This is a genomic window from Bacillus sp. AK124 (genome assembly GCF_053903085.1).
Window position 1 is genome coordinate 3,769,582 of record NZ_CP096378.1, and the last position, 21,769, is coordinate 3,791,350.

20 protein-coding genes and 1 pseudogene are annotated in these 21,769 nt (G+C 47.3%); 9 read left to right on the plus strand and 12 right to left on the minus strand.

Features of this window, described 5'->3' with window-relative positions:
- The first annotated feature begins 132 nt into the window (after positions 1-132).
- The 3 genes from M1E06_RS18965 to M1E06_RS18975 all read left to right on the plus strand — a co-directional run bounded on the left by M1E06_RS18965 (position 133) and on the right by M1E06_RS18975 (position 2,341).
- Positions 133-1,413 (plus strand): Nramp family divalent metal transporter, encoded by a 1,281-nt coding sequence (locus M1E06_RS18965; protein ID WP_080131247.1) that lies wholly within the window; start codon positions 133-135, stop codon positions 1,411-1,413.
- 53 nt (positions 1,414-1,466) lie between these two features.
- Complete coding sequence (locus M1E06_RS18970; RefSeq protein ID WP_080131246.1) at positions 1,467-2,018, plus strand: GNAT family N-acetyltransferase; 552 nt, start codon at positions 1,467-1,469, stop codon at positions 2,016-2,018.
- A gap of 71 nt (positions 2,019-2,089) precedes the next feature.
- Entirely contained in the window at positions 2,090-2,341 is a 252-nt protein-coding gene (locus M1E06_RS18975) for a hypothetical protein (RefSeq protein WP_020450232.1), read from the plus strand.
- Between the two features lie 119 nt (positions 2,342-2,460).
- Here the strand turns inward: M1E06_RS18975 and M1E06_RS18980 are convergent.
- Positions 2,461-3,027: pseudogene (locus M1E06_RS18980) on the minus strand (lytic polysaccharide monooxygenase auxiliary activity family 9 protein); the annotation flags it as partial.
- A 177-nt stretch (positions 3,028-3,204) separates the two neighbouring features.
- Positions 3,205-4,926, minus strand: a complete 1,722-nt coding sequence (locus M1E06_RS18985) for a pyruvate oxidase (RefSeq protein WP_020450230.1) — start codon at positions 4,924-4,926, stop codon at positions 3,205-3,207.
- A 996-nt stretch (positions 4,927-5,922) separates the two neighbouring features.
- On the opposite strand from M1E06_RS18985, the gene M1E06_RS18990 reads away from it, so the two are divergent.
- The 3 genes from M1E06_RS18990 to M1E06_RS19000 are packed head-to-tail and all read left to right on the plus strand — an operon-like array spanning position 5,923 to position 9,282.
- On the plus strand, positions 5,923-6,312 hold the full coding sequence (locus M1E06_RS18990) for a chorismate mutase family protein (RefSeq protein WP_025810086.1): 390 nt from the start codon (positions 5,923-5,925) through the stop codon (positions 6,310-6,312).
- Complete coding sequence (gene pabB, locus M1E06_RS18995) at positions 6,281-8,377, plus strand: aminodeoxychorismate synthase component I (RefSeq protein ID WP_216904322.1); 2,097 nt, start codon at positions 6,281-6,283, stop codon at positions 8,375-8,377. The genes M1E06_RS18990 and pabB overlap by 32 nt, the downstream gene beginning before the upstream one ends.
- Positions 8,374-9,282: a prephenate dehydrogenase dimerization domain-containing protein gene (locus M1E06_RS19000; RefSeq protein ID WP_050820811.1), complete on the plus strand. Its 909-nt coding sequence runs from the start codon at positions 8,374-8,376 to the stop codon at positions 9,280-9,282. Before pabB ends, M1E06_RS19000 begins: the two co-directional genes overlap by 4 nt.
- Before the next feature lie 162 nt (positions 9,283-9,444).
- Here M1E06_RS19000 and M1E06_RS19005 read toward each other — a convergent pair whose 3' ends face one another.
- Entirely contained in the window at positions 9,445-11,628 is a 2,184-nt protein-coding gene (locus M1E06_RS19005; protein WP_149169522.1) for a DNA topoisomerase III, read from the minus strand.
- A 70-nt stretch (positions 11,629-11,698) separates the two neighbouring features.
- Positions 11,699-12,127: an Lrp/AsnC family transcriptional regulator gene (locus M1E06_RS19010; protein ID WP_043926750.1), complete on the minus strand. Its 429-nt coding sequence runs from the start codon at positions 12,125-12,127 to the stop codon at positions 11,699-11,701.
- A gap of 117 nt (positions 12,128-12,244) precedes the next feature.
- Here M1E06_RS19010 and M1E06_RS19015 point away from each other — a divergent pair, with 117 nt between their 5' ends.
- The gene (locus tag M1E06_RS19015; RefSeq protein ID WP_020450223.1) at positions 12,245-12,655 is read left to right on the plus strand and encodes a carboxymuconolactone decarboxylase family protein; all 411 of its coding nucleotides are present in this window, start codon (positions 12,245-12,247) and stop codon (positions 12,653-12,655) included.
- A gap of 84 nt (positions 12,656-12,739) precedes the next feature.
- Positions 12,740-13,033, plus strand: coding sequence for a DUF3817 domain-containing protein (locus tag M1E06_RS19020; protein ID WP_020450222.1), 294 nt, complete (start codon positions 12,740-12,742; stop codon positions 13,031-13,033).
- Between the two features lie 31 nt (positions 13,034-13,064).
- Here the strand turns inward: M1E06_RS19020 and M1E06_RS19025 are convergent, their stop codons facing one another.
- The 3 genes from M1E06_RS19025 to M1E06_RS19035 form a co-directional block, all read right to left on the minus strand.
- Positions 13,065-14,006 carry an LCP family protein gene (locus M1E06_RS19025; protein WP_023857897.1) on the minus strand — a complete coding sequence of 314 codons (942 nt, stop codon included), beginning with the start codon at positions 14,004-14,006 and terminating at the stop codon, positions 13,065-13,067.
- A 164-nt stretch (positions 14,007-14,170) separates the two neighbouring features.
- Complete coding sequence (locus M1E06_RS19030; protein WP_023857898.1) at positions 14,171-14,980, minus strand: lipid II flippase Amj family protein; 810 nt, start codon at positions 14,978-14,980, stop codon at positions 14,171-14,173.
- A 451-nt stretch (positions 14,981-15,431) separates the two neighbouring features.
- Positions 15,432-15,854: a pyridoxamine 5'-phosphate oxidase family protein gene (locus tag M1E06_RS19035; protein ID WP_023857899.1), complete on the minus strand. Its 423-nt coding sequence runs from the start codon at positions 15,852-15,854 to the stop codon at positions 15,432-15,434.
- Between the two features lie 84 nt (positions 15,855-15,938).
- On the opposite strand from M1E06_RS19035, the gene M1E06_RS19040 reads away from it, so the two are divergent.
- Positions 15,939-16,322, plus strand: coding sequence for a DUF2283 domain-containing protein (locus M1E06_RS19040; protein WP_023857900.1), 384 nt, complete (start codon positions 15,939-15,941; stop codon positions 16,320-16,322).
- Positions 16,323-16,338: 16 nt separating this feature from the next.
- Here the strand turns inward: M1E06_RS19040 and M1E06_RS19045 are convergent, their stop codons facing one another.
- The 5 genes from M1E06_RS19045 to M1E06_RS19065 form a co-directional block, all read right to left on the minus strand.
- Positions 16,339-16,842, minus strand: coding sequence for a D-lyxose/D-mannose family sugar isomerase (locus M1E06_RS19045; RefSeq protein ID WP_020450216.1), 504 nt, complete (start codon positions 16,840-16,842; stop codon positions 16,339-16,341).
- Between the two features lie 15 nt (positions 16,843-16,857).
- Positions 16,858-17,727, minus strand: a complete 870-nt coding sequence (locus M1E06_RS19050) for an SDR family oxidoreductase (protein ID WP_023857901.1) — start codon at positions 17,725-17,727, stop codon at positions 16,858-16,860.
- A 110-nt stretch (positions 17,728-17,837) separates the two neighbouring features.
- Positions 17,838-19,916: a BglG family transcription antiterminator gene (locus M1E06_RS19055; protein WP_023857902.1), complete on the minus strand. Its 2,079-nt coding sequence runs from the start codon at positions 19,914-19,916 to the stop codon at positions 17,838-17,840.
- Positions 19,917-20,175: 259 nt separating this feature from the next.
- On the minus strand, positions 20,176-21,315 hold the full coding sequence (locus M1E06_RS19060) for a mannitol-1-phosphate 5-dehydrogenase (RefSeq protein ID WP_023857904.1): 1,140 nt from the start codon (positions 21,313-21,315) through the stop codon (positions 20,176-20,178).
- A complete protein-coding gene (locus tag M1E06_RS19065) occupies positions 21,312-21,752 on the minus strand; it encodes a PTS sugar transporter subunit IIA (RefSeq protein WP_023857905.1) in 441 nt (146 codons plus the stop codon). The genes M1E06_RS19060 and M1E06_RS19065 overlap by 4 nt, the downstream gene beginning before the upstream one ends.
- Between the last annotated feature and the right edge of the window lie 17 nt (positions 21,753-21,769).

The following is a 21,769-nucleotide window of genomic DNA, read 5'->3' on the forward strand; positions in this document are numbered from 1 at the left end:
ACCGTTCGCGCATATACTATAACATCTTATGGTTGACAATTGATCATCGCGGGCATATGATGATGATATAATTTTTGCACTAAGGAAACTTTTATGTACAAGGAAAAACAACTGAGAATCTAGGTGAATCAAATGGTCAGTCACGATTTGTCCAAACACTCGCAAATATCAAAAGAAGCTCAAGATGCACTGGACGGAAAAAGCAAAGGCTTCAAAAGGCTGCTCCCTTTTTTGGGTCCGGCGTTTATCGCGGCTATAGCTTATATTGATCCCGGCAATTTCGCCACAAATATCGCGGCTGGTTCGAAATACGGCTACTTGCTTTTATGGGTGATTCTTTTTTCAAATATTATGGCTTTGCTGATTCAGTCGCTGTCTGCCAAGCTCGGAATTGCAACGGGTAAAAATCTGCCCGAAGTCGCCAGGGAAGAATTCCCTAAACCGGTCTCCATCGGCTTGTGGATTCAGGGAGAGCTTGTCGTGATCGCGACCGACTTGGCTGAATTTATCGGAGCTGCTCTCGGTCTCTACTTGCTGTTCGGCATACCGATGCTTGAAGCCTCGATTATTGCAGCCGCCGGATCTTTCGCGATTTTGGAACTGCAAAGGCGCGGCGTCAGGCCGCTAGAAGCGGCGATAACAGGAATGCTGTTCATCGTCGTGATCGCTTTTGCCTTTCAAACCTTTTTTGCAAAACCTGATATCGGTTCGGTTTTGGAGGGCATGTTTGTTCCCCGCTTCGATGGTGCAGACAGCATCCTGCTGGCGGCGGGAATCTTGGGAGCGACCGTGATGCCGCATGCCATCTATCTCCATTCCGCTCTCACCCAGCGGAGAGTGATCGGAAAAACGGAAGCGGAAAAGAAGAAGATATTCCGGTTTGAGTTCATCGACATTTTAATCGCCATGCTGATTGCCGGAGCAATCAATGCGAGCATGCTGATCGTCGCCGCTGCACTGTTTTATAAGAACGGCATTTTTGTCGAAGACCTTGATGTGGCCTTCAGCCACTTCAGCAGCATGGTCAGTCCGCTTTCCGCCGTACTGTTCGGCGTCGGCCTGTTAATCGCTGGTTTATCAAGTTCGTCTGTCGGAACGCTTTCAGGAGATATTATCATGCAGGGCTTCATTAATTTCAGGATTCCGCTTTATTTAAGACGGTTCATTACGATGTTGCCGCCTATCGCTATTATTGCTTCAGGGGTGAATCCGACAACCGCTCTTGTCTTGAGCCAGGTCGTCCTGTCATTCGGGATCGCCTTTGCCCTTATCCCGCTTATCTTATTTACGAGCAATAAACGCATTATGGGGAGCCTGAAAAATGCGAAGTGGATAACAGCCCTCTCTTGGCTGATCGCCGCCTTAATCGTCGCCCTTAATATTTTCTTGATTTATGATACATTTTCTGGTTAAAGCCGACCTTGGTCGGCTTTTTTATATTATACTGAAGAAAAGGGGGATTCTGGATGTTTAAATTAATGGTGCGTGATGATCTTTATTTAAAAATGCTCGAACCAAAAGATGCCAAAACAGTTTATATGCAGATCCAGCAGTCTAAAGATGTGTTGCGGAAATGGCTGTTTTGGGTGGACGGCACAAAGCAGCTGGAGGATACCGAAGCTTTTATCGAAGAATGCATGAAACAGGCCGCTGCGAACAACGGGTTTCAAGCGGGAATATGGCATCAAGGCAATTTTGCCGGAATCATCGGACTCCATTATATTAATTGGATCAACCGTACGACTTCGATCGGCTATTGGCTGGGGGAGCCTTTTCAAGGAAAAGGGCTGATGACTGATGCCTGCCGGGCGCTGATCGACACGCTTTTCAGCGAATACGATTTAAACAGAATTGAAATTAGAGCCGCTGTTCAAAACGTAAAAAGCCAGGCTATTCCGGAAAGGCTCGGCTTCACGAAAGAAGGCTGCCTCAGGCAATGCGAGTGGCTCCACGACCACTTCGCCGACCATTTCGTATACGGGCTCCTGAAGGAGGAATACCTCGCCCGCAGCAAATGAGTCCGGGATTTGTCACACGCATTTTATACTGCAATCTGGTATGATAGATAAAAAAATATGGAGTTTTGATTATGAAAGTATTTATACTGTTTTACCTATGGATTGTCCCGCTCGTCATCGGGTTGATATTTTTCCGGGTGACCCAGCGGACAAGCTTTAAAAAAAGGTTTTATCCAGGCTATATCATGATCGGTCTTGCTGCGGCTGTATTTGCCGTCTGTTACCTGATCGGACAGCCTTACCTCGGGAATTTCTTCGGCGGCACGATGCTGTTCGGCACCCTGCTGCCGTTCATGGCTGCCGCCATGAAGAAAAAGAAATAAAGAATACCAAAAACCCCGGCTTTCCCAAAACATGCCGGGGTTTTTGATTACTTATTTTCTCTGTTTGCACCAAAACCCGCTGATTCACAAATCGGTTTTCAGACGACTGGGCTTTATTTGTTCACTAGATCAACGTCGATCACCTGATAGAAAGCGTTTTCAGTATCAGCCACATCCCAAACGGCCAATATCACATGATACCCGGAGCGGTCTTCTGGAATGTAAATTTGGTGAGATAAATGGCGGGATGCAGGGGAACCATCATGCGGAACGGTTCCAATCCGTTCGAAATCTGCACGCTTTAGCGGTTTGTCAGGATCCCAGCCTTTTTTGGTGATATAGTAGTGCCATTGGCTGGTGTTGTGGGGGGCGGTATATGTCCAGGTAAAGGTGTGTTCCCCGCCGGTCATGATATGTTTAAACCAGCGATTTTCCGACTGCTGATCAAGAATCCCGCCGAACAGTCCGCCCGCAGATGCTATTTGTCCGTCTGCCGGGCCGTCATGCGGAAACCCTTTTTTCGCTTCCAGGCTTTGCGGCTCATACATCACGCTTCCGCAGTTCAGATTGAGAAGTCCGTAAGCCTCACTGCACAGAGCCGCTCTGCTCCCTGGTTTTTCGACAAAACCATGAGCGAAGGCGTGCTGAGGAATGATTGACATCAACAGCAATCCGGCTGATAGTATGAAAGCTGTACTGAAGGTACTTTTCTTAAAATAACCCACGTTTCAATCCCCTCTCTTTTTATCGTGTTGAGACGGGTTTTGATGCAAAAAGAAAAAACGCGGATATTCCAATACTATCCATCAAATTTTAACATCTGAACATGATAAAGCCAAGGGACGATCTCCCTTGGCATCATACTAAAAAATCCTTTTCAAACTTTTTTTCAGCGGCGGCAAGTCGAGCTCTTTTTTCTCAACCAGTTTTTTGATCATATATTTGCTGTAGTTGACAGCTTGTGTATAAGATATTTTTCCCGGAAGCGGCGGTTCATCTGCTATGGCCACATCGATAATCGACGGCTTTTGTGATTGAAAGGCATTTTTCAAAGCCGGAATGAGCTCTTCGTGCTTTGTCACGCTGAAGCCCTTCCCGCCGCAGGCCTCGGCAAACTTGGCATAATCGACATTTTCGAGCGCTGTTGCATAATTAACATGCCCTTTTTCCTGCTGTTCATATTGAATCATTCCCAAGTTCTGATTATTTAAAATCACGACAACAATGGGGAGGTCATATTTGACAGCAGTCGGAAAATCGTGCATGGACATGCTGAAGCCGCCGTCTCCGCACACGGCTACAGCTTGGCGCTCCGGATTGGAAAGCTTTGCGGAAATCGCGCCTGGAAGACCGCATCCCATCGTGCCAAGCCAGCTTGAAATCAGAAAATCCTGATTGGTCATATTAAAATGGCGCGCCGTCCAAACCGTCACATTTCCGACGTCAACGGACAGGACCGCATCATCGGCGACTGCGTCCTCAAGCCTTGCAATCACCTGCTGAGGCTTGAGCGGTTCTGTCGCCACCTGTTCGTCTTTTTCAATTTCATAGCGCCACTTCCTCATATGTTGTATACAGCTTTCCAAAAATGCGCGGTTCGATTTCCGTTCAATGGTTTTCGTCAGTTCCATAAGCCCTTTTTTCGCATCGCAGACAAGGCCGGCGGTGACAGGATACCGTTTGCCGATTTTCGCCGGGTTGTTATCAAGCTGAATAGCCGGCGCATCTTCCGGAAGATAATCGCGGTACGGAAAAGAAGTCCCCAGCATGATCAACAGATCGCTTTCCTCCATCGCTTCATATGCGGGTTTTGTACCGATGTGTCCGAGATTCCCGAGCATGTGCGGGTGCCGATCGGGTACGACTCCTTTCCCGGGGAGCGTAACGATGATCGGTGCGGCCGCTTTATCGGCAAACTCGAGCAGCTCATCTCTTGCCGATTTCATTCCCTTTCCGGCTAAAATCACCGGCTTTTTCGCATGATTAATCAATTGTGCACACTGCATCAGCTGGCTTTGCTTCGGTTGAAGATCGCCTTCAATATAAAGCGCAGACGTATAAACCGGCTTCCGCTTAATCTTTTCCGCAAACAGATCATCGGATACGCTCAGTACGGCGACCCCTTTTTGGCTGTAGGCGGTACGGATCGCCTGATTTAAAAGGTCAGGCAGGGCTTCGGCCGAATGAACCTGCTGATTAAAGACAGCCACATCCTCAAACATTCGTTCAAGACCGATCTCCTGAAAGTAATCTCTTCCGATTTCATTTGAAGACACCTGCCCTGTAATCGCCAGCACAGGCGCCCCGTCAGCTTTGGCGTCATACAATCCGTTCAGCAGATGAACGGCACCCGGGCCCGCTATCGAAAGGCAGACGCCGATTTTGCCTGTCAGCTTCGCATCAGCTGCGGCAGCGAGAGCAGCGGTTTCTTCATGGCGTACTTGAATGAAGCGGAGGCTGTTTTCTTCATGCCGCAATTCATCGATAAATTCGTTGACGCTGTCCCCCGGCATGCCGTAAACATGATCAATATTCCATTCCTTCAGCAGTTCTGCAGCTACTTTTCCTGCGGTTTTGTTTGCCATATCACGTCCTCCTTTGTTTCTTCCATACCACTTTTTCGCTGCCGGGAAACGTGATCCGGCATGCTGACGAAAGTGAAGGAAACCAAGACAGCGGCTGTTTCATGCTTTGTGTTCCCAGCGGTGCTCATCTCGCATAAAGATCTCTCCGCCACACTGCTGAACTTGAAGCCATGCCCGGTAAATCCGGCGGCACCTATCCTAAGCACCACTCCATGTATACATGATCAAATCTACTAAAAGGCTGCCGCTCATTTTGATATGCCCCAGCGAAGTTAGACAATAAAATGTCATGAAGCGGTTAGACTGGCATGAGTCCGGAATTGTATGGCACTCATGCCTTTTCATTTGGTCTTCATCCTTTAGAGCAATTGCGGCGCAGTTCATTCACACAAGTGTTGAAACTTTTTTTAATATTTAAATTGTTATAATTTAGGTTCAGAGTTATAATTTAACAGAAATAAACCGAATTTGCATAGCATCGATGAAAGTTAAGATTGTTAAATCCTTCGTCAAACACAGGGGTGGTCGTGGCGGCAACTATTATAATCTGCTTTTATAAAATTTTTAGCATTTGATACTGGATTGTTTATCCAATCATCCTGATCTGATGGGTCAGCAGTGCTCGTACGTATGTGAATCCACCTGTCATGCGGCATTGTATCAAGGTTACTCCATTTTAGAAGGACAAGCTGGTCTATTCTATTAATGCAGATACCACGACAATTTCAATCCGCTTGTTAAGTCTCCTCGGCACGTTAGGTATTCATAATGCTGCAGATTATCAGTTTCAAGTGCTGTGGAAGCCATCTGTCTTCGAGATTCGGTTGTTGCGATCTGAAGGTAATTTCACTGAAACTATAGTCGAAACACTCAAATCTTCTTATCTTATTAACCGTATACTTCATAGTCTAAGTTTCGGGTGAAAAGGAGAGGCGCGGATCGTCAAGGTAAAGTCCCTCTCTTTTATCAAAAGAATTTAGAATTGGAGGCATTTACATGTTATCAGAAATAGAAAAGGGGCTTGAGGGCCTGCGTGTAAAACTTGATCGTATTGATGAACAACTGTTGGATACATTGAAAGAACGTTTAGAATGCTGCATTAAGATTGGATTATACAAACGCGAGTATAATATTCCGATGATGCAGCCGCACCGAATTAACTTTGTCCAGGAACGGGCAGCTCGATACGCTGACGAGAATGGTTTAAGTCAAGAGTTTTTGCGTAACCTTTATGAGCTCATTATTTCTGAAACGTGCAGGGTTGAGGATATCGTAATTGACCATTCAGAAAATCGGAGACAGGACATTTCTTCAAGCCTGGCCGGCCAAAAAAGAAAAAGGGAGGAATTGTTTAATGGGGGCAGGGATACAAACACTTCTAATTGACAACTATGATTCATTTACTTACAACCTCTATCAATTGATCGGCGAAGTAAATGGCCGACCGCCAATAGTTGTCCGTAATGATGTGGACTGGTCACAAGTGCCGATTGATGAGATTGACAACATCGTGATCTCCCCAGGCCCCGGTCGACCGGAACGGGTTGAGGACTTTGGTATTAATGCAACTATTATTCAAGAAGCTAAGCTGCCAGTCCTCGGAGTCTGTCTTGGACATCAAGGCATAGCTCATTTGTTTGGCGGGAAGGTGAACCACGCTTCTGAGCCTATGCATGGACGAACATCAGTCATTCACCATTCAGGGGTTGATATCTTTGACGGGCTTCCTCCTGAGTTCTCTGTCGTACGCTATCACTCCCTTATCGTTACTGATCTGGGTGATGATGTGGAAGCAATTGCGTGGACAAAAGATGAGTTGATTATGGGGCTTCGACACCGCAATCTGCCGATTTGGGGTGTGCAATTCCACCCCGAGTCAATCTGCAGTCATTATGGGCGCGAGTTGCTTGCCAACTTTAGAGACCTGACTCCGAAGCGCACTGAACGATCAAGACCGTCTCCCAAATTAAAGGAGCCTTCCCATTCTAAAAGCGATTTCTACCGGATCCATTTTCGAAAATTATCGGGATTTCCTGACGCTCAGTTAAGTTACCAGACACTATTTGCTGATGCACCTCATGGATTCTGGCTTGACAGCAGCAGTGTCATCGAAGGCTTGTCACGATTTTCCTATCTTGGCGATGGTGCGGGAGAGAATGCTGAATATTTGACCTATAGAGTAGCAGAAGGTGTTGTAAAAGTACAACGTTCGGGTCAAGAGACGGAGTTCATTCAACAGTCATTTTATGATTATCTTGATGAGCAAATCCGCCGTCGGGCAACATCTACTCCGGAAGGCCTTCCCTTTGACTTCAATCTCGGCTATGTGGGCTACATTGGCTATGAGCTAAAAGCTGAAACTTGCGGGAGCAGCCGGTATCAATCTGAGATTCCTGATGCAGCCCTGCTTTTCGTTGACCGCATGCTTGTTTTTGATCATCTTGAACAGGAAGCCTATCTGTTGTGTCTTTCGACTGGGGATGAGGATAAGCAAGCACTCAACTGGCTAAATACGGCAGAGCGAATCTTGAATGACATTCCTGCTGCAGCAAACGATTCGGACAAGGATTCAATCCTTACATCCGTGCCGGACCACAATATCCCAATCGAATTTCGGCATAACCGGCCCTCTTATCTTCAACTGATCAACAATTGCTTAGAAGAAATCCGCAATGGTGAATCCTATGAGATATGTTTGACTAATTCAGCAACTGTTTATACCCCTATAGATCCTTGGATTACGTATACGCACCTAAGAAGAATCAGTCCGGTTCCCTATGGGGCATTTTTAAACTTTGCGGATGCAGCAGTACTAAGTGCCTCTCCGGAACGGTTCCTCTCAATCGGTGCTGATCGTATCGTTGAGTCCAAACCGATCAAGGGTACCCGGATGAGAGGCAGGACTTCTGCTGAAGATCACCAATTACGAAATGAGTTGCTAAGTGATGAAAAAGATCTCGCAGAGAACTTAATGATCGTTGACTTAGTCAGAAATGACCTTAACACTGTTTGTGAAATAGGATCTGTTCATGTACCTAAGCTGTTCGATGTAGAAACATATGCACCAGTTCACCAGTTGATCTCGACGATTCGCGGCACTATACGTCCGGACAAATCAACGGTTGATTGCGTCCGCGCTGCTTTTCCAGGCGGTTCGATGACCGGTGCTCCGAAAATTCGGACGATGGAAATCATAGACCGACTCGAGAAGGGCCCCCGAGGTGTCTACTCTGGCAGCCTCGGCTGGTTTGGACTGAGTGGAGCTGCGGATCTTAGTATTGTTATCCGCACAGTTGTTGTGACCGGTGACAAGGCGACTTTTGGTGTCGGAGGAGCGATCGTAGCATTGTCAGATCCAGAAGAGGAATTCAAAGAAACTCAGGTTAAAGCGCGAGCTATGGTCTCAGCTATCGCAGCAGCGGAAGTCTCTGCAGTGGGAGGTTCAAGATGAGTCAGGAAATAAGGCAGTGTGTGATTGCGGGAGGAGCCGGCGGCGTTGGCGGGATGTTTGCAGACCTTCTTGAAGAATCGGGTGTTGAAGTATGTATTATCGATATGAATCCTCCTTCCGTTCGTCGACAATTCATGAAATGTGACATTACGGTTCCGACTCCACAGGCCAAAGATAAGATCCAAAAGGCCGACATGGTGATGCTCGCTTTACCAGAGACCGCGGCTCTTCAAGCAGTAAAAGTTGTCGGGGCGTTAATGAAGCCTGATTCTCTCTTGGCGCACACTCTTTCTGTACAATCACCCATATTTAACAAAATACACGCTTTGGGTTTGCCTTTCGAAAGCATAGGTCTTAACCCTATGTTTGCTCCCAGCCTTAGTATCGTGGGTAGACCGGTAGCTGTCATCGTTCAAAACGATGGGCCTAAAGGAAGTCATTTGATTCAGATGATTTTAGATTGGAAAGGTCGTCCGGTGCTATTAGAAGCTGAGGAGCATGATCAATTGGCCGCGGCTTTGCAGGCACTCACTCATGCAGCGATACTCACCTTTGGATTGGCGCTTGCAGAATTAGATGTTGACATTGCAAAACTTGGTTCTCTTGCACCCCCTCCGCATGCAACTATGCTTGCGCTACTGGCACGGATTAGTTCTGGAACACCGGATGTGTATTGGGACGTCCAATCCGTGAACCACCAAGCAATGACGGCTCGTGCTGCACTGGCTGAAGCAGTTGCATCGTTGAATGAATCGGTGAGGGATCAGTCCGTATTCACCGAACTGATGCGTAAATCCCGAGAGGTATTTGGATCTGAAATAGCCCATTACCAAGATCTCTGTACTAGTATCTTTGAAGGTCCAATCGCACCAGGGAAAGCACAGCCAAACCAATCCCCCGGTTAATTGAATTTTATAAACAACTGATTCCTTTGAACAGCTTTCCGGGATAAATAGAAGTATAAAAATATCGTGTAGATTCGCGACTTTTCCACTGACAAGTTCGCTAGTTTTGTGATATTTGGTCACATTAAAACAGCCTGCCGTTTCCGGCAGGCTGTTTGATGATTATTGATCAAGCTTCAGCTTCTTCAGCTGTTCGGCGAGCGCGTTGTTGATTGGCTCATCTTTGTTTTGCTTTTTCATGTAGGAGTGTACATCGCGTTTTGATGCTTTTGAATTTTTGTCTTTTGCCCTGCGCTTTTCGAAAACGGAGAGTTTTTCTCTGTGGCCGCAGACGCAGGCGAATGTCTGGCCTTCTCCGTGTCCTCGCAGTTCCATGCGCTTATGGCAGTTCGGGCAGCGGGCGTTCGTCTGTTTGGCGACTGTTTTGCGGTGGCCGCACTCCCTGTCCTGGCAGACGAGCATTGTGCCGCGTTTGCCGTTTACTTTCAGCATCAGTTTTCCGCAGTCAGGGCAATGGGTCCCTGTGATATTGTCGTGCTTAAACGTTTGATTGCTGCTTTTGATTTCTCTGATCGTCTGCTTTGCGTACTCCTTCATTTCTTTGATAAAGGCGGAGGATTTCAGTTTTCCTTTCGCAATGCCTGACAGCTTCTGCTCCCATTCAGCGGTGAGGGCAGGAGATTTTAAATCTGACGGAACAAGCTCAAGGAGCTGTTTTCCTTTTGAGGTGATATAGATATCTTTTCCTTTTTTCTCGATCAGGAATGTGTTGAACAGCTTTTCGATAATGTCGGCGCGTGTTGCCACCGTCCCGAGTCCGCCCGTCTCTCCGAGAGTTTTCACAAGTTTTTTTTCTTCTCCCTGCATAAATGCGGCCGGATTTTCCATCGCAGACAGCAATGTTCCTTCATTAAACCGCGCCGGCGGTTTTGTTTCACCCTTCGTCTCTGTCAAAGACCGGACGGACAGCGTGTCGCCTTTTGCGAGTTTAGGAAGGGTTTGATCCTTTTCTTCCTCGTCATCATCTTCGTCTGCGAAATCGTACACCGCTTTCCAGCCTTGCGACTGAACGGTTTTCCCTTTTGCCGTAAAGGTTTCTCCACCGATTTCGGCGAACACTTTAGTTTCTTCATATTCAAACGGCGGCATTAAAACGGCGAGAAAGCGCTTCGCGATCAAATCGTAAAGCTTTCTTTCCTTTTCGCTTAACGCGCCGAGCGCAAGCGGCTCTTCCGTCGGAATAATCGCGTGGTGATCGGATACTTTCGCATCGTTAACAAAGCTTTTATTGACTTTAACGCCATGCTTTAAGATCCGGGTCACATGCTGAGCATAAGGCTTCACCTGCATGCCTTCCAAACGGTCTTTCAGGGTAGGGACGATGTCATTAGAAAGAAATCTTGAGTCCGTCCGCGGATAGGTGACGAGCTTATGCTGCTCATAGAGCTTCTGCAAAACGGACAGCGTTTCTTTTGCGGAAAATCCATAGCGTTTATGGGCGTCCCTCTGCAGCTCGGTCAGATCATAAAGTCCGGGGGCAAAGCTTTTTTTCGCCGTTTTTTTCAAGTCGACGATAGCGGCCGGTTTGCCTTGCAGCGCTCCTGCAAGCTGTGACGTCACAGACGCGTTGAAAGTGCGAGTCTGCTTCGTTTTCTTGTCCTGCCACGTCAGCGTCATACCGTCAACCGCTGCACGCAAGCCGAAATAAGGGACGGGTTTAAAGTTCTTGATATCTTCCTCTCTTTTCGCGATCATCGCCAATGTCGGCGTCTGTACGCGTCCGCAGGAAAGCTGGGCGTTGAATTTCGTTGTCAGCGCCCTCGTCGCGTTGATGCCGACGATCCAATCGGCTTCAGCTCGAGCCACGGCTGAATGGTAAAGGTTTTCAAAGTCTTTGCCGTTCTTTAAGTTTTTAAATCCGTCTTTAATCGCTTTGTCTGTGACCGATGAAATCCACAGGCGCTTCAATGGCTTCGTAATCTTTGCTTTTTCGATGATCCAGCGGGCGACAAGCTCGCCTTCCCGGCCGGCATCGGTTGCTATGACGATGTCTTTGACGTCTTTTCTGATCAGCTGCGATTTAACCGCCTGAAACTGCTTTCCGGTCTTTTTAATGACGACGAGCTTTAAAGGCTCGGGGATGATTGGCAGATCTTCAAGCCGCCAAGACTGGAATTCCTTTCCGTATCCTTCAGGGTCCGCCAATGTGACCAGATGGCCGAGCGCCCATGTCACGATATAGCGGTCGCCTTCAAGATATCCGTTTCCTTTTTTATGACACTTCAGCACGCGGGCCAAGTCACGGCCGACTGAAGGTTTTTCTGCTAAAACGACTGTTTTAGACAAGTCCATCACATCACTTTCTTGTTCATGCATCCTTTTATTATAACAGATCATACAGATGCAGCTCTAATGTTCATGATTCCTTTATTTCAATTTCAGAAAAAATGACGTGTGTCACGGTTTGGGCATATGGTGATGTTTCATTGATAAACGCTTCGATCTGCGTCAGGCTCTCTGCATTGATTTTCAGCATATAGCAGGCGGCTCCCGCGATCCGGTAGCAGAATTCAATATTCGGGAGGCGTTCGATATACGCTTTAAACCTTTCGTATTCCCCGTTTTTCACCGTTGCTTCAATGATGCAGGATACGGGAAGGCCGACCTTTTGGTAATCGATGTCAAGCGTATATTTTTTAATGACGCCGAACGATTCGAGCCGCCTGACTCTTTCGGTCACAGACGGCGCGGAAAGGCTGATCTTCCTGCCCAGCTCCCGCATCGATAAACGGCTGTCTTTCTTTAATTCGGCTATGATTTTAAAATCGAGGTCATCAATTTTCATATGTAACTTTATTCCCTTCATTCTATTTCATCATTTTAATATTATCATGAAAATTCTTTCGTTCGAAATTCATTTTTCACTTCTGCTTATATATGATTATGAAGAGGTGATCATCATATGACAAGAATCAATTTTTCAGACAGAGGAGAGACGCCGTTTCAGCGGCTGCTCGGACACTCCGAAAGCCTGATGTCAAACTGGACGGCTTTAGCTGAGGAGCTGTCAGGAGACGGCTTTTTATCAAAGGAACTAAAGGAGCAGGTGCGCCGCGTGCTGGCTCAGGGAAACGGATGCGAATATTGCAAGGCAAAGGGGAAACCCGAGATCCCGAATCAGCAGAAAACGAGCTTTGCAATGGGGTTTGCAGAGGTCTTTTTGGCGCAGAGGGAGCGCGTGTCAGACAGGCAGTTTGATGTTTTAAAAGAAGTGTTTTCAGAAGAAGAAATAACGGAATTGACCGCATTTATTTGTTTTACGACTGCTCAGCAATATTTCGGCGCTTTAATGAAGCTTCCGGCAGACGCATAAATCCAACGGAGAAAAAACCTGTCATATTTGTCCCCTTTTGGTTTATAGTATAAAGGTAGACTATCACTCCACAGGAGGTATACTATGCTGCAAACGCCGATTGGCCGCCTTCGGTTGATGGGTTTTATTGAAGGCATGTCGCTTTTAATCCTGCTGTTTATCGCCATGCCGCTTAAATATTGGGCGGATTATCCGATGGCCGTTACGATTGTCGGATCGCTTCACGGCGGATTGTTTATTTTGTATTTGTTTGTTCTGTTGTATGCGACTTTTGTGCTGAGGTGGTCTGTGAAATGGCCGGCTGCCGGTCTTGTGGCCGCATTTGTTCCGTTCGGCAATTTCCTTTATGACCGGGGACTAAAAAAATATGATCAGTAAAAACCGCCGGGAAACCCGGCGGTTTTTTTGATCACTCATTTAAAAAGCGTTTCAGCTCTTCCTTGTTTTGTTCAAGGTCTAAATCGAGGACCGCCCCGTATGTTGGATCGTCTTTGTTCGTGAATGATCCGTCAACCGGGAGCCTGAAGCTTTTGGTTTCTTTTACGCTTCCGAGCAAAAAGTCTTTGCCGAGGGAGAAGATGACGCCGTTCGGAATGTTTGTTTCAATATACGGATCGACGAGCCCCCACAGCTTCGGAAGCTGGGCGATATTTCCGATGCTCATCGCTTCTTTTTGAAGCTCTGAAAAGATTTCCTGCTGTCTTCTGACCCGTCCAAAATCGCTTTCTCTGTCATGCCTGAACCGGACATAGCCCAGCAGCCTATCACCGTGAAGAATTTGTTTTCCCGGCTGCAGTGTCATGCCGATTCCGTACGACATTTTTTTCGGAACGTCGACTTCGATGCCGTCAGGCGCCACCGCATCAACGATTTTGGCAAAACCTTTAAAATCGATGATGGCATAATAGTTAATGTCCAAATCAAAGGATTCTTTTAATGTTTTTCTGACGAGTTCCGGGCCTCCGTATGCATAAGCCGCATTGACTTTTTGCTTGTCATATCCCGGTATGTCGACATAGCTGTCCCTCATAATCGAAATCAATTTAGGCTGTTTCTGCTTTTTATTATAATGGATCACCATCATCGAGTCAGACCTTGAATGGTCTTCCCCTCTTGAATCGATCCCTAGAACGAGGATGTTCACTTCATCAAGATCAGAGCCTTCCCCGTTAAATTCAAACTGACCGTCTTCTTTAAAATCCCCGTCAGATTCGGATAAGCCTTTTTTGTATTCAAAGTAGGTATAACCCGCTGCTGCTATGATAACCAGCAACATTAAGGTAAACAGGCGCTTTATGATTTTTCGCCTTTTTCTTTTCGGTTTTCTTACTCTTACTCTAACCCTCTCCACTTTTATCACCGCCACACATAAGACTATCACAGGATCAAACAGCGGGCAATTAATAAAAGAAAGATCAAGCCGTCTAATCGTGTCGAAAAAGATAATCTTTTATTTTCATTTGTTTCATTTTGAAAGAAAAATGATCGAATTTTGATCTTTTCGTCAAAAATCGACTACATCCACTTCGTCATCCATGCGATATAGTAAGAAGCCGGGATAAACAGAACTTGGGCAAAAATCGTCCCGGCCACCCTCGATGTTGCCATCGTGATCGAAGCCCATTTCAAATAGGTGTAGCTCCGCCTCCCTTTTGCTACGTCATCTGCAAGTACCGAAACCTTCGGATCGACAAACAGCGCCAGCAGCATCGTCGCCACCCCGTTGACAAGGCCGGAAGCCATCACCGCGGTCGTATGCCTTTCGGGCACGAGGACGCCCGCATAAAGAGCGGCAAGAACGCCGATTGTATAAATCGCCGTGATGGCCATGTTCAAGACAAACAGCCGCTTCGGTATGTAGCAGAACCGAAAGTCTTTCACATATTCCAGACTCGGTCTTCTCGCATAATGCTTGGCATGCTTGAAGATATTTTTTGAGAACGCCTTGCGAAACACTTGCAAAACGGAGCCGTTTTCCCCTGCCAAATGAACAATCGCTCTCGAAAATACGGCGACAAACGTCGGCAGAAGCAGCATTCCGAAAATTGTACCGACGGTTGAACCAAAGATTAAAAACCGAAATTGGCTGCCGACGAGGGAAAGTGCGTCCGCACCCGCAACATCGACAAGCTTCCCCGTCACAGGCTGCTGAACCATGTTTGACATTCTTGAGACGATGACCATCACATTAAATAATGACAGCGCCGATGCGATAAATCCGACTCTCGCGCCTGACAGACGAGCGGCGTATGCGAGCGTTTCGATGGAATGGATCAGCAACAGAAAACAAAAAATCAATAGTACCTTAGATGTTAAAAAGTCCATTTCTCTTCCTCCAGTCTATAGGTAAGACTGTTTTCAAAACGCAAACGTTTCGGCAAATCAAAAACCGCCCCGGCAAAAGCCGAAGCGGTCTCAATTATCATATTTATTCGAGCAAATAATTTATCCGCTGCCAAAGGCGGTCATTTGAATTTCGTAAAAGATCAGCATCTATCGTTCCGAGTTGAAAGTAAACACCATGGAATTTCTGATACAAGACAACGAAAGCCCTACCTCTCATTCGTCCTTGCGGCTCCGAAGCCGCGCCAGTGTGAATTGTGAAACAAAAAGTCTTTTTTCCCTCTATCCTGTTAGGGGCGGGTCAGAGGAAGAAATCAGTATCTTCTAAGAAAGAAAAAAGAAGTCTACTTTCCATTTATTTGCTCTTTTGCGTGTTCCTGTTTTTTATTATACTACAGTTCGTCCTTGATGACAAACTGTTAAGCACAGCGCGCTACAGATCCAGCGTGACCGGGGTGCTTTCACCTTCATTCATCAGTCTGATTTCCGAAGGCTCAATCTCAAGCACGGTCAAGTTCGGATCGTCTTTTCCGTCAAACCAGCGCTCAAGCTTTTCATCCCAGATTTTGTCCTTTAAATCTTTTGAATGGTTGAGCTTTGCCGTACCTGTGATTTCAAGGTATGCATCGCCTAATCCTTCGCCGTTATAACCCAACAGCACGTGGACGTTCGGATTGTTATCAATTTCTTCTGCCTTGTGCGTCTCATCGCTTGTCGGTGTATAAAGCGTCAGCCCGTCGTGGAAAAAGGTCATGTAGCGGGAATGAGGTTTGCCGCTTTCGACCGTTGCAAGCGAACCGATTTTATGATGATCGAGAATGTCGAGCACTTTGTTCTTCAATTGCTGCTGATCCATTTTAAGTTCCCTCCTTTGTATCGTCTCCACTGTTACTTTTCCACAATGTCTTGTATATTAAACAATTGAACGGAGGTTTTTGACGTGAATATTTTCATATCGTTTGATTCTGAGGCTGATATGGGCTACATTGCTTTGACGGAAAACCGTGCCGGGTCTGCCGCAGCAACCGATGATATCGGCAATACGGCTTTGGCTGCAGACTTTGACCGCCATCAGCGGATGATCGGTGTCGAATTTCCGGGGAAGGCGGCTCCGGAAATAGCGCGGCTTGGAACGCTGACCGGCAGAAAACACAAACTTGAACCGGCTTTCCTAAACGGCGCCCGCGTTCATCGGTTTCGACCGACGTCACAGGAAGCGGTCAAAACACTTTGTGTGAACGGTGTTCAATTTTATTTTGCCGATCATGACGGACAACGCTTCATCGGCTTTGATGTGTTTGATCGGACGGAAAAAAGCGAATGAGATTGGCTCCCATTCGCTAAATTCTCGGGTCTGTAAACACATCGTGATCATCGGTGCTTGTTGAAGAAAACTCCGTAACCACAGCACCTTCACTCCCCGCTTTGAACCAATGTTTCGTATCCGGCGGAATCGTGTACTGTTCGCCGGGTGTGAGCTGAATTTCGTGCCAAACGGTGAAATGCTCGATATCCTCGTGCGGCGGCAGAACGGCCGGGACTTCCGTTTTTTCTCCTTCTACATACAAATACACTTTTCCGTATCTGCACCTGAATGTCTCTTCTTTCCCTTCCTGCCCGTCTACGGGAGGATGCCGGTGTTCGGGGCATGTTTGTTCAGGGAATAATACAAGCTCTTTGGCACAGTAGCGGTCTGTGTTGACATAGACGAACAGCTGAAGTCCCAGCTTATTCAGCTTATTTAAACCGTAGTCCATGATTTGGATGTTTTCTTTATCATCGTCGCTCAGCGCGATGCCCGCTTTCTCGTAGTATTCGATTACGTCTTCCTTTGTCACCTTCACACGAGCTTCCCCCTTTTATGTCGTGATAAAGTCTCCGCCGTTGACGTGGAGGGTCTGCCCTGTCATATACGAAGAATCGTCAGATGCTAAAAGCACATAGCAGCCCACATGATCCACCGGCTGACCTGGACGGCCCATCGGTGTATTTGTACCGAACTTCGCCACTTCCTCACCTGAAAATGTGGACGGGATCAGCGGCGTCCAAATCGGTCCCGGTGCAACGGCATTGACACGGATGCCGTCTTTGACGAGCGCCTGTGACATCGACCGTGTAAATGCATTGATCGCACCTTTTGTTGCCGTGTAGTCAATCAGCTGCGGATTGCCCCGGTAAGGGTTGATCGATGTTGTATTGATGATCGCGCTGCCCGGCTCCAAATAATCGATCGCTTTTTTTGTAAAGTAGAAATAAGAGAAGAAATTTGTTTTAAATGTTTTCTCAAGCTGTTCACTGGAAATCTCTTTAATGCTGTCTTTTGGATGCTGTTCGGCCGCATTATTGACAAGAATATCAAGACGGCCCAGCTCCTTTACAGTCTGTTCAACCGCGTCATTGCAAAATGCTTCGTCTCTGACGTCTCCGGGAAGCAGCATGCATTTGACGCCTTCTTTTTCAACCCGCGCTTTCGTCTCCTGAGCGTCCTCATGTTCATTTAAGTAGACGATCGAGATGTCCGCGCCTTCTTTAGCATAGGCAACGGCAACTGCCCTGCCGATTCCGCTGTCGCCCCCTGTAATCAGTGCGACCTTTCCTTTCAATTTATCCGTCCCTTTGTAATTTTCATCTTCATAGATCGGACGCGGGTTCATGACGCTTTCGATGCCGGGCTGACGGTCTTGCGTCTGTGCCGGCTGTCCGTTTGTCTGCTGATTGCGCAAATCCATTTGTGATTCCTCCCTTTAGCTGATATTACTAGACTTTTAACCGGAGAAATTTTTGTTTAAACATGACCGTGTGCGCGAAAAATGAAGAAAGCCCCGGGTGACCGGGGCTTTTACCACTCTTTATCCTGTATAAACCGGTGAAACAACACGTTCAGCCTTCCGTACAGCTGCTCGCGGTCTCCGGTCTGGTACGCTTTTATACTTTCGTCACTTTCAATCATCGAAGAGCTGATCAAGCTCAAAATCTCGGAACCTTCCGGAGACAGATCGGCCGGCGCCAGCATGATAAGCATCCGCGTCATCTTCATGACGCTTCCGTCCATCCCTTTGATCTCGAACGGTTTGGATAGATCATAAGCTTTAAAGAGGGGAATCGCGGCCGCTTCGCTTTTTAAATGGAACAGTGCGAAGGTGGTTCCGGGAATGCCGAGGCCCCCCTGTGCTTCTCTTGTCATCAGCCCGCCGGCCATCTGCCCTGCATCCGTAACCAGACCTTGATCTTCAAGGGTGCTGCAAAGGCGTTTGACCGTATGTTCCAGGCTTGATTCAGCTTCCAGCGTTTCAACTGTAAAATGGCTCAGTAAATGTTGAATGCCGGCTGCGTAATGGCCGATTTTCCGCGCAATCTGAAGCATATCAGGAAACGGCTCCGGTTTTTTGGGAGCCATCCGCTTTTTCCGAAGGATGAGCGGGATTTTCCGGGTGAGCTGGTGTTTGATCTGTTTCACATCTTCTGTGTCAAGGAGCGGACTGACGGTGACGCAGTCAATGTTTTCATATGGGATCGGCACGGTTGAAACGATGATGTCATAGGCACCGGTATTTTTCGATTTCAGCTCCATCAGCGAGGATATCTCAAAGGAAGCGATTTCAGGAAGCTCTTTTTTCAGCCGCGAGGCCAGCATCTTTGATGAACCGATTCCGCTCGAACAAATCACGAGCGCGCTGATGTCTACTTTTTGTTTGCTCATCTCAAGCGCCGATCCAAAGTGAAGGACGATAAAAGCAATTTCTTCATCTGGAAACCGGATTTCCGGAAAAAATGTTTCGACGCCTTCCTCTATGGCCATATATAAGAGAAAATAATCTTTTTTGACCTGTTCTGTTAACGGATTATGCACTGACATCTTTTCTTTGATCCGGATGATCGCCGGTTCAAGGTGGGCGATTAATCCTTCATAAAGCGAATGGTTGCCTGTTAAATTCGTGCCCGTTTTTTGCGAGATGAAATCGATCAGCTTTTTCGTCCTGAGGGCGGTATCCAGCTCGATATCTTCCGCTCTGTAGTCGATTTTGAAGCTTTTGTTGGCACTTCTTAAATGCATCGTTATATAACCCGCCTCAGCTTCGGGGATCTTCACGTGAAACGCATTTTCAAGCTCCTTTGCAAGCGCAAGCGCCAGTTCAAACTCTTTCGTACGCTTCAGGTCCGTCAATTCTTCTTCATTCATATTAATCATTTCACCGAGCTGTATCCGCTCGATCGCAAACGTCAAGTGGACGACGAGAGCGATGTATGCACTGTCGGAAAGGGAAAGCCCATACTTTTCTTTCATCTGAAACAGCACTTTTTCCGCTTTCAGCAATTTCCCCCTGCTGACGACACCGAATATTTTCTCCGGCGCTTCGTTCTTGCCTTTAATATTCATTTCGATTGTTTCCAGAAACTGCTGAACATCGAGCTTGTCGGCCATCAAGTTTCCGACGATTTTTCGCTTGGCATCCTCCGGCCCCCTCAGCTCTATGCCGTAGCCTCTTTTTCTGATCAGCGACAGGCCGAACGGAGCGATCCACTTCTCCAGCTCGTCAAGATCGTTGCTGATCGTTGCCGTCGTCACCTGCAAGTCATTGGCGATTGTATAAAGCTTGATCGGTTCTCCCGCTTCAAGCATCGCGCATAAAATCAAAAGCTTTCGTTCATCGGCACTGTATTCGACATGGCTGTCCCGGGACAGATCTTCAAGAAGCCGCTGTTTGTCTCTGTAGACACCGACCAGTTTCAAGCCTTTTCCCGGCTGCTTATCAAGTTGAAGACTGTACTTGTCCAGAACGGATTTAACCGCTTTGAGCTCGCGGTGGACCGTTCTTGTGCTGACTTCAATATAGTCGGCAATTTCATTGACTTTGACATAGCGGTTTTGATGCAAAAGGTATTTCATCAATTTTTGTTCCCTTGCTGTCATATACATAAAACGCCGCCTCCGGTGTTGTCGTTTTTGCGGGAGTGAAAGGGGGTCCGGCGGTTGAAACGGTATCCCTATCATAAAACGCTGTTAAGAAATCTTCAATTCGAACTAATTAATTTTTTATTAAAATCTTCAAGAAGTGAAGAAACATCAGCCCACAGCTGATGTTTCCAGGTTAGGTTGCATCTGCGCCGCCCTGTTCATACATTCTGTTTCGGCAGCCCCCGCCCGGCTGCCGAACTTTTCCCGATTCTATCTGAAACTATGCTTTCAAATGGCTGATCACCAGTTTGAATAAAGAATGATCCTCTTTTAGTCCGCATACATCTCGAAGCACGCCTTCATAGCCTTTTTCAGCGATCATGCTTTGAAGCTCAACGGCTTCCGGATCATCGGCACAATCAAACTGCAGCGCCAAGGCAATACCTTCTGCAAGGCGGACAGGTTCAAAGCCGAGGTCGCAAAGCTTTCTGGCCGGGCCGACAAGACGGTCATCCCTGCCAAGCTTGCGAAGCGGCGACCTGGCCACACGGGTGACATCGTCTGATAGGCATTCATTTTCAAAGCGCCCGATAATTTTTGTCATATATGCCCGGTGCTCTTCCTGTGTAAAATCGTATGTCTGAACAAGGTACCGGCCTGTTTCTTCAAGCGCGCCTGCTACCGTTTGACGGACCTCCGGGTGGTGAATGGCGGCTTTTATCGTCTTCAAACCTTTCTTATAGCCGGCATACGCCGCCATGGCATGTCCGGTATTGACCGTAAACAGCTTTCTTTCGATGAATGGCGCGAGATCCGGTACATATGTCACACCTTCAATATCCGGCACTTTTCCCGCGAATTCCGTTTGATCGACGGCCCATTCGAAAAAAGGCTCCACCGTTACTTTCAACAGATCATCATGATGCTGGATCGGCACAATTCTGTCGACTGCCGAGTTCGGAAAACCGACTGAATCGCTGATTGCGGCGCGCTCTGTTTCAGTTAAGCGGGCAAAAATCTCCTCGCGAAGATGAGCGCTGCCTCCGATCATATTCTCGCAAGCTATGATGTTTAAAGGCTGTGTATTTAGTTTTATCCGGCGCTTCAAACCTTCTGCAATCGGCTCTGCGATCAGCTTAAGAACCGCAGGACCCACCGCAGTGGTGACAAGGTCGGCTTTCGCTATGAAATCATACAATTCGTCAAGCTGGGTCGCACTGTTGATCGCCCGAACCGGGCCAATCGTTTCCTGCTTCCTTCCGGCATCGGCCAATTCGACGAAATAGCGGCCCTTGTCGTTCAGTTCCTTGATCACGGCATCGTTTACATCGGCGAACACGACATCATACCCCGATTTGCAGAGCAAGGCTCCGATAAATCCCCGGCCGATGTTCCCCGCACCGAAATGTAGTGCAATCATATTTGGTCACCTTCTTCAAAAACCGCCATTAACTCGTCTTCATTTTTCGCATTGATGATCCGTTCGACGTTGTCCGCTTCTGAGCAGACGATCGCAATCTTTGACAAAATGTCCAAATGCTCATCATTTTTCCCGGCAATGCCAAAGATCACTTTAGCGATATTGCCATCGCCGTATTCGACACCTTCCGGAAGCTGGATCACGGATATTCCGGAGTGAAGAACATCCCGCTTGCTGTCTTCCGTACCATGCGGAATAGCGATTGCGTTCCCCATGTAAGTGGAAGTGAGGCCTTCCCTCTCCAACATTTTCTCGATATAATCCGCGGTCACATAGCCGGCGTCAACCAGCGCCTTTCCGGCCAGCCTGATCGCTTCTTCCTGCGTTGCGGCAGATTGATTGAGATGAATGTTTTCTTTTGCAAGTACTGGTTTCATTGGGAAATCACTCTCTT

What these genes read in the sequence shown, in the direction of transcription:
- M1E06_RS19020 (WP_020450222.1), top strand. Translation starts at nt 12,740, where the DNA reads ATGCTGCAAACGCCGATTGGCCGCCTTCGGTTGATGGGTTTTATTGAA.
- M1E06_RS18985 (WP_020450230.1), bottom strand. Translation starts at nt 4,926, where the DNA reads ATGGCAAACAAAACCGCAGGAAAAGTAGCTGCAGAACTGCTGAAGGAA.
- M1E06_RS19055 (WP_023857902.1), bottom strand. Translation starts at nt 19,916, where the DNA reads ATGTATATGACAGCAAGGGAACAAAAATTGATGAAATACCTTTTGCAT.
- M1E06_RS19050 (WP_023857901.1), bottom strand. Translation starts at nt 17,727, where the DNA reads ATGGATTTGCGCAATCAGCAGACAAACGGACAGCCGGCACAGACGCAA.
- M1E06_RS18970 (WP_080131246.1), top strand. Translation starts at nt 1,467, where the DNA reads ATGTTTAAATTAATGGTGCGTGATGATCTTTATTTAAAAATGCTCGAA.
- pabB (WP_216904322.1), top strand. Translation starts at nt 6,281, where the DNA reads ATGGGGGCAGGGATACAAACACTTCTAATTGACAACTATGATTCATTT.
- M1E06_RS18975 (WP_020450232.1), top strand. Translation starts at nt 2,090, where the DNA reads ATGAAAGTATTTATACTGTTTTACCTATGGATTGTCCCGCTCGTCATC.
- M1E06_RS19035 (WP_023857899.1), bottom strand. Translation starts at nt 15,854, where the DNA reads ATGGATCAGCAGCAATTGAAGAACAAAGTGCTCGACATTCTCGATCAT.
- M1E06_RS19010 (WP_043926750.1), bottom strand. Translation starts at nt 12,127, where the DNA reads ATGAAAATTGATGACCTCGATTTTAAAATCATAGCCGAATTAAAGAAA.
- M1E06_RS19030 (WP_023857898.1), bottom strand. Translation starts at nt 14,980, where the DNA reads ATGGACTTTTTAACATCTAAGGTACTATTGATTTTTTGTTTTCTGTTG.
- M1E06_RS19060 (WP_023857904.1), bottom strand. Translation starts at nt 21,315, where the DNA reads ATGATTGCACTACATTTCGGTGCGGGGAACATCGGCCGGGGATTTATC.
- M1E06_RS19065 (WP_023857905.1), bottom strand. Translation starts at nt 21,752, where the DNA reads ATGAAACCAGTACTTGCAAAAGAAAACATTCATCTCAATCAATCTGCC.
- M1E06_RS19015 (WP_020450223.1), top strand. Translation starts at nt 12,245, where the DNA reads ATGACAAGAATCAATTTTTCAGACAGAGGAGAGACGCCGTTTCAGCGG.
- M1E06_RS18965 (WP_080131247.1), top strand. Translation starts at nt 133, where the DNA reads ATGGTCAGTCACGATTTGTCCAAACACTCGCAAATATCAAAAGAAGCT.
- M1E06_RS19000 (WP_050820811.1), top strand. Translation starts at nt 8,374, where the DNA reads ATGAGTCAGGAAATAAGGCAGTGTGTGATTGCGGGAGGAGCCGGCGGC.
- M1E06_RS18990 (WP_025810086.1), top strand. Translation starts at nt 5,923, where the DNA reads ATGTTATCAGAAATAGAAAAGGGGCTTGAGGGCCTGCGTGTAAAACTT.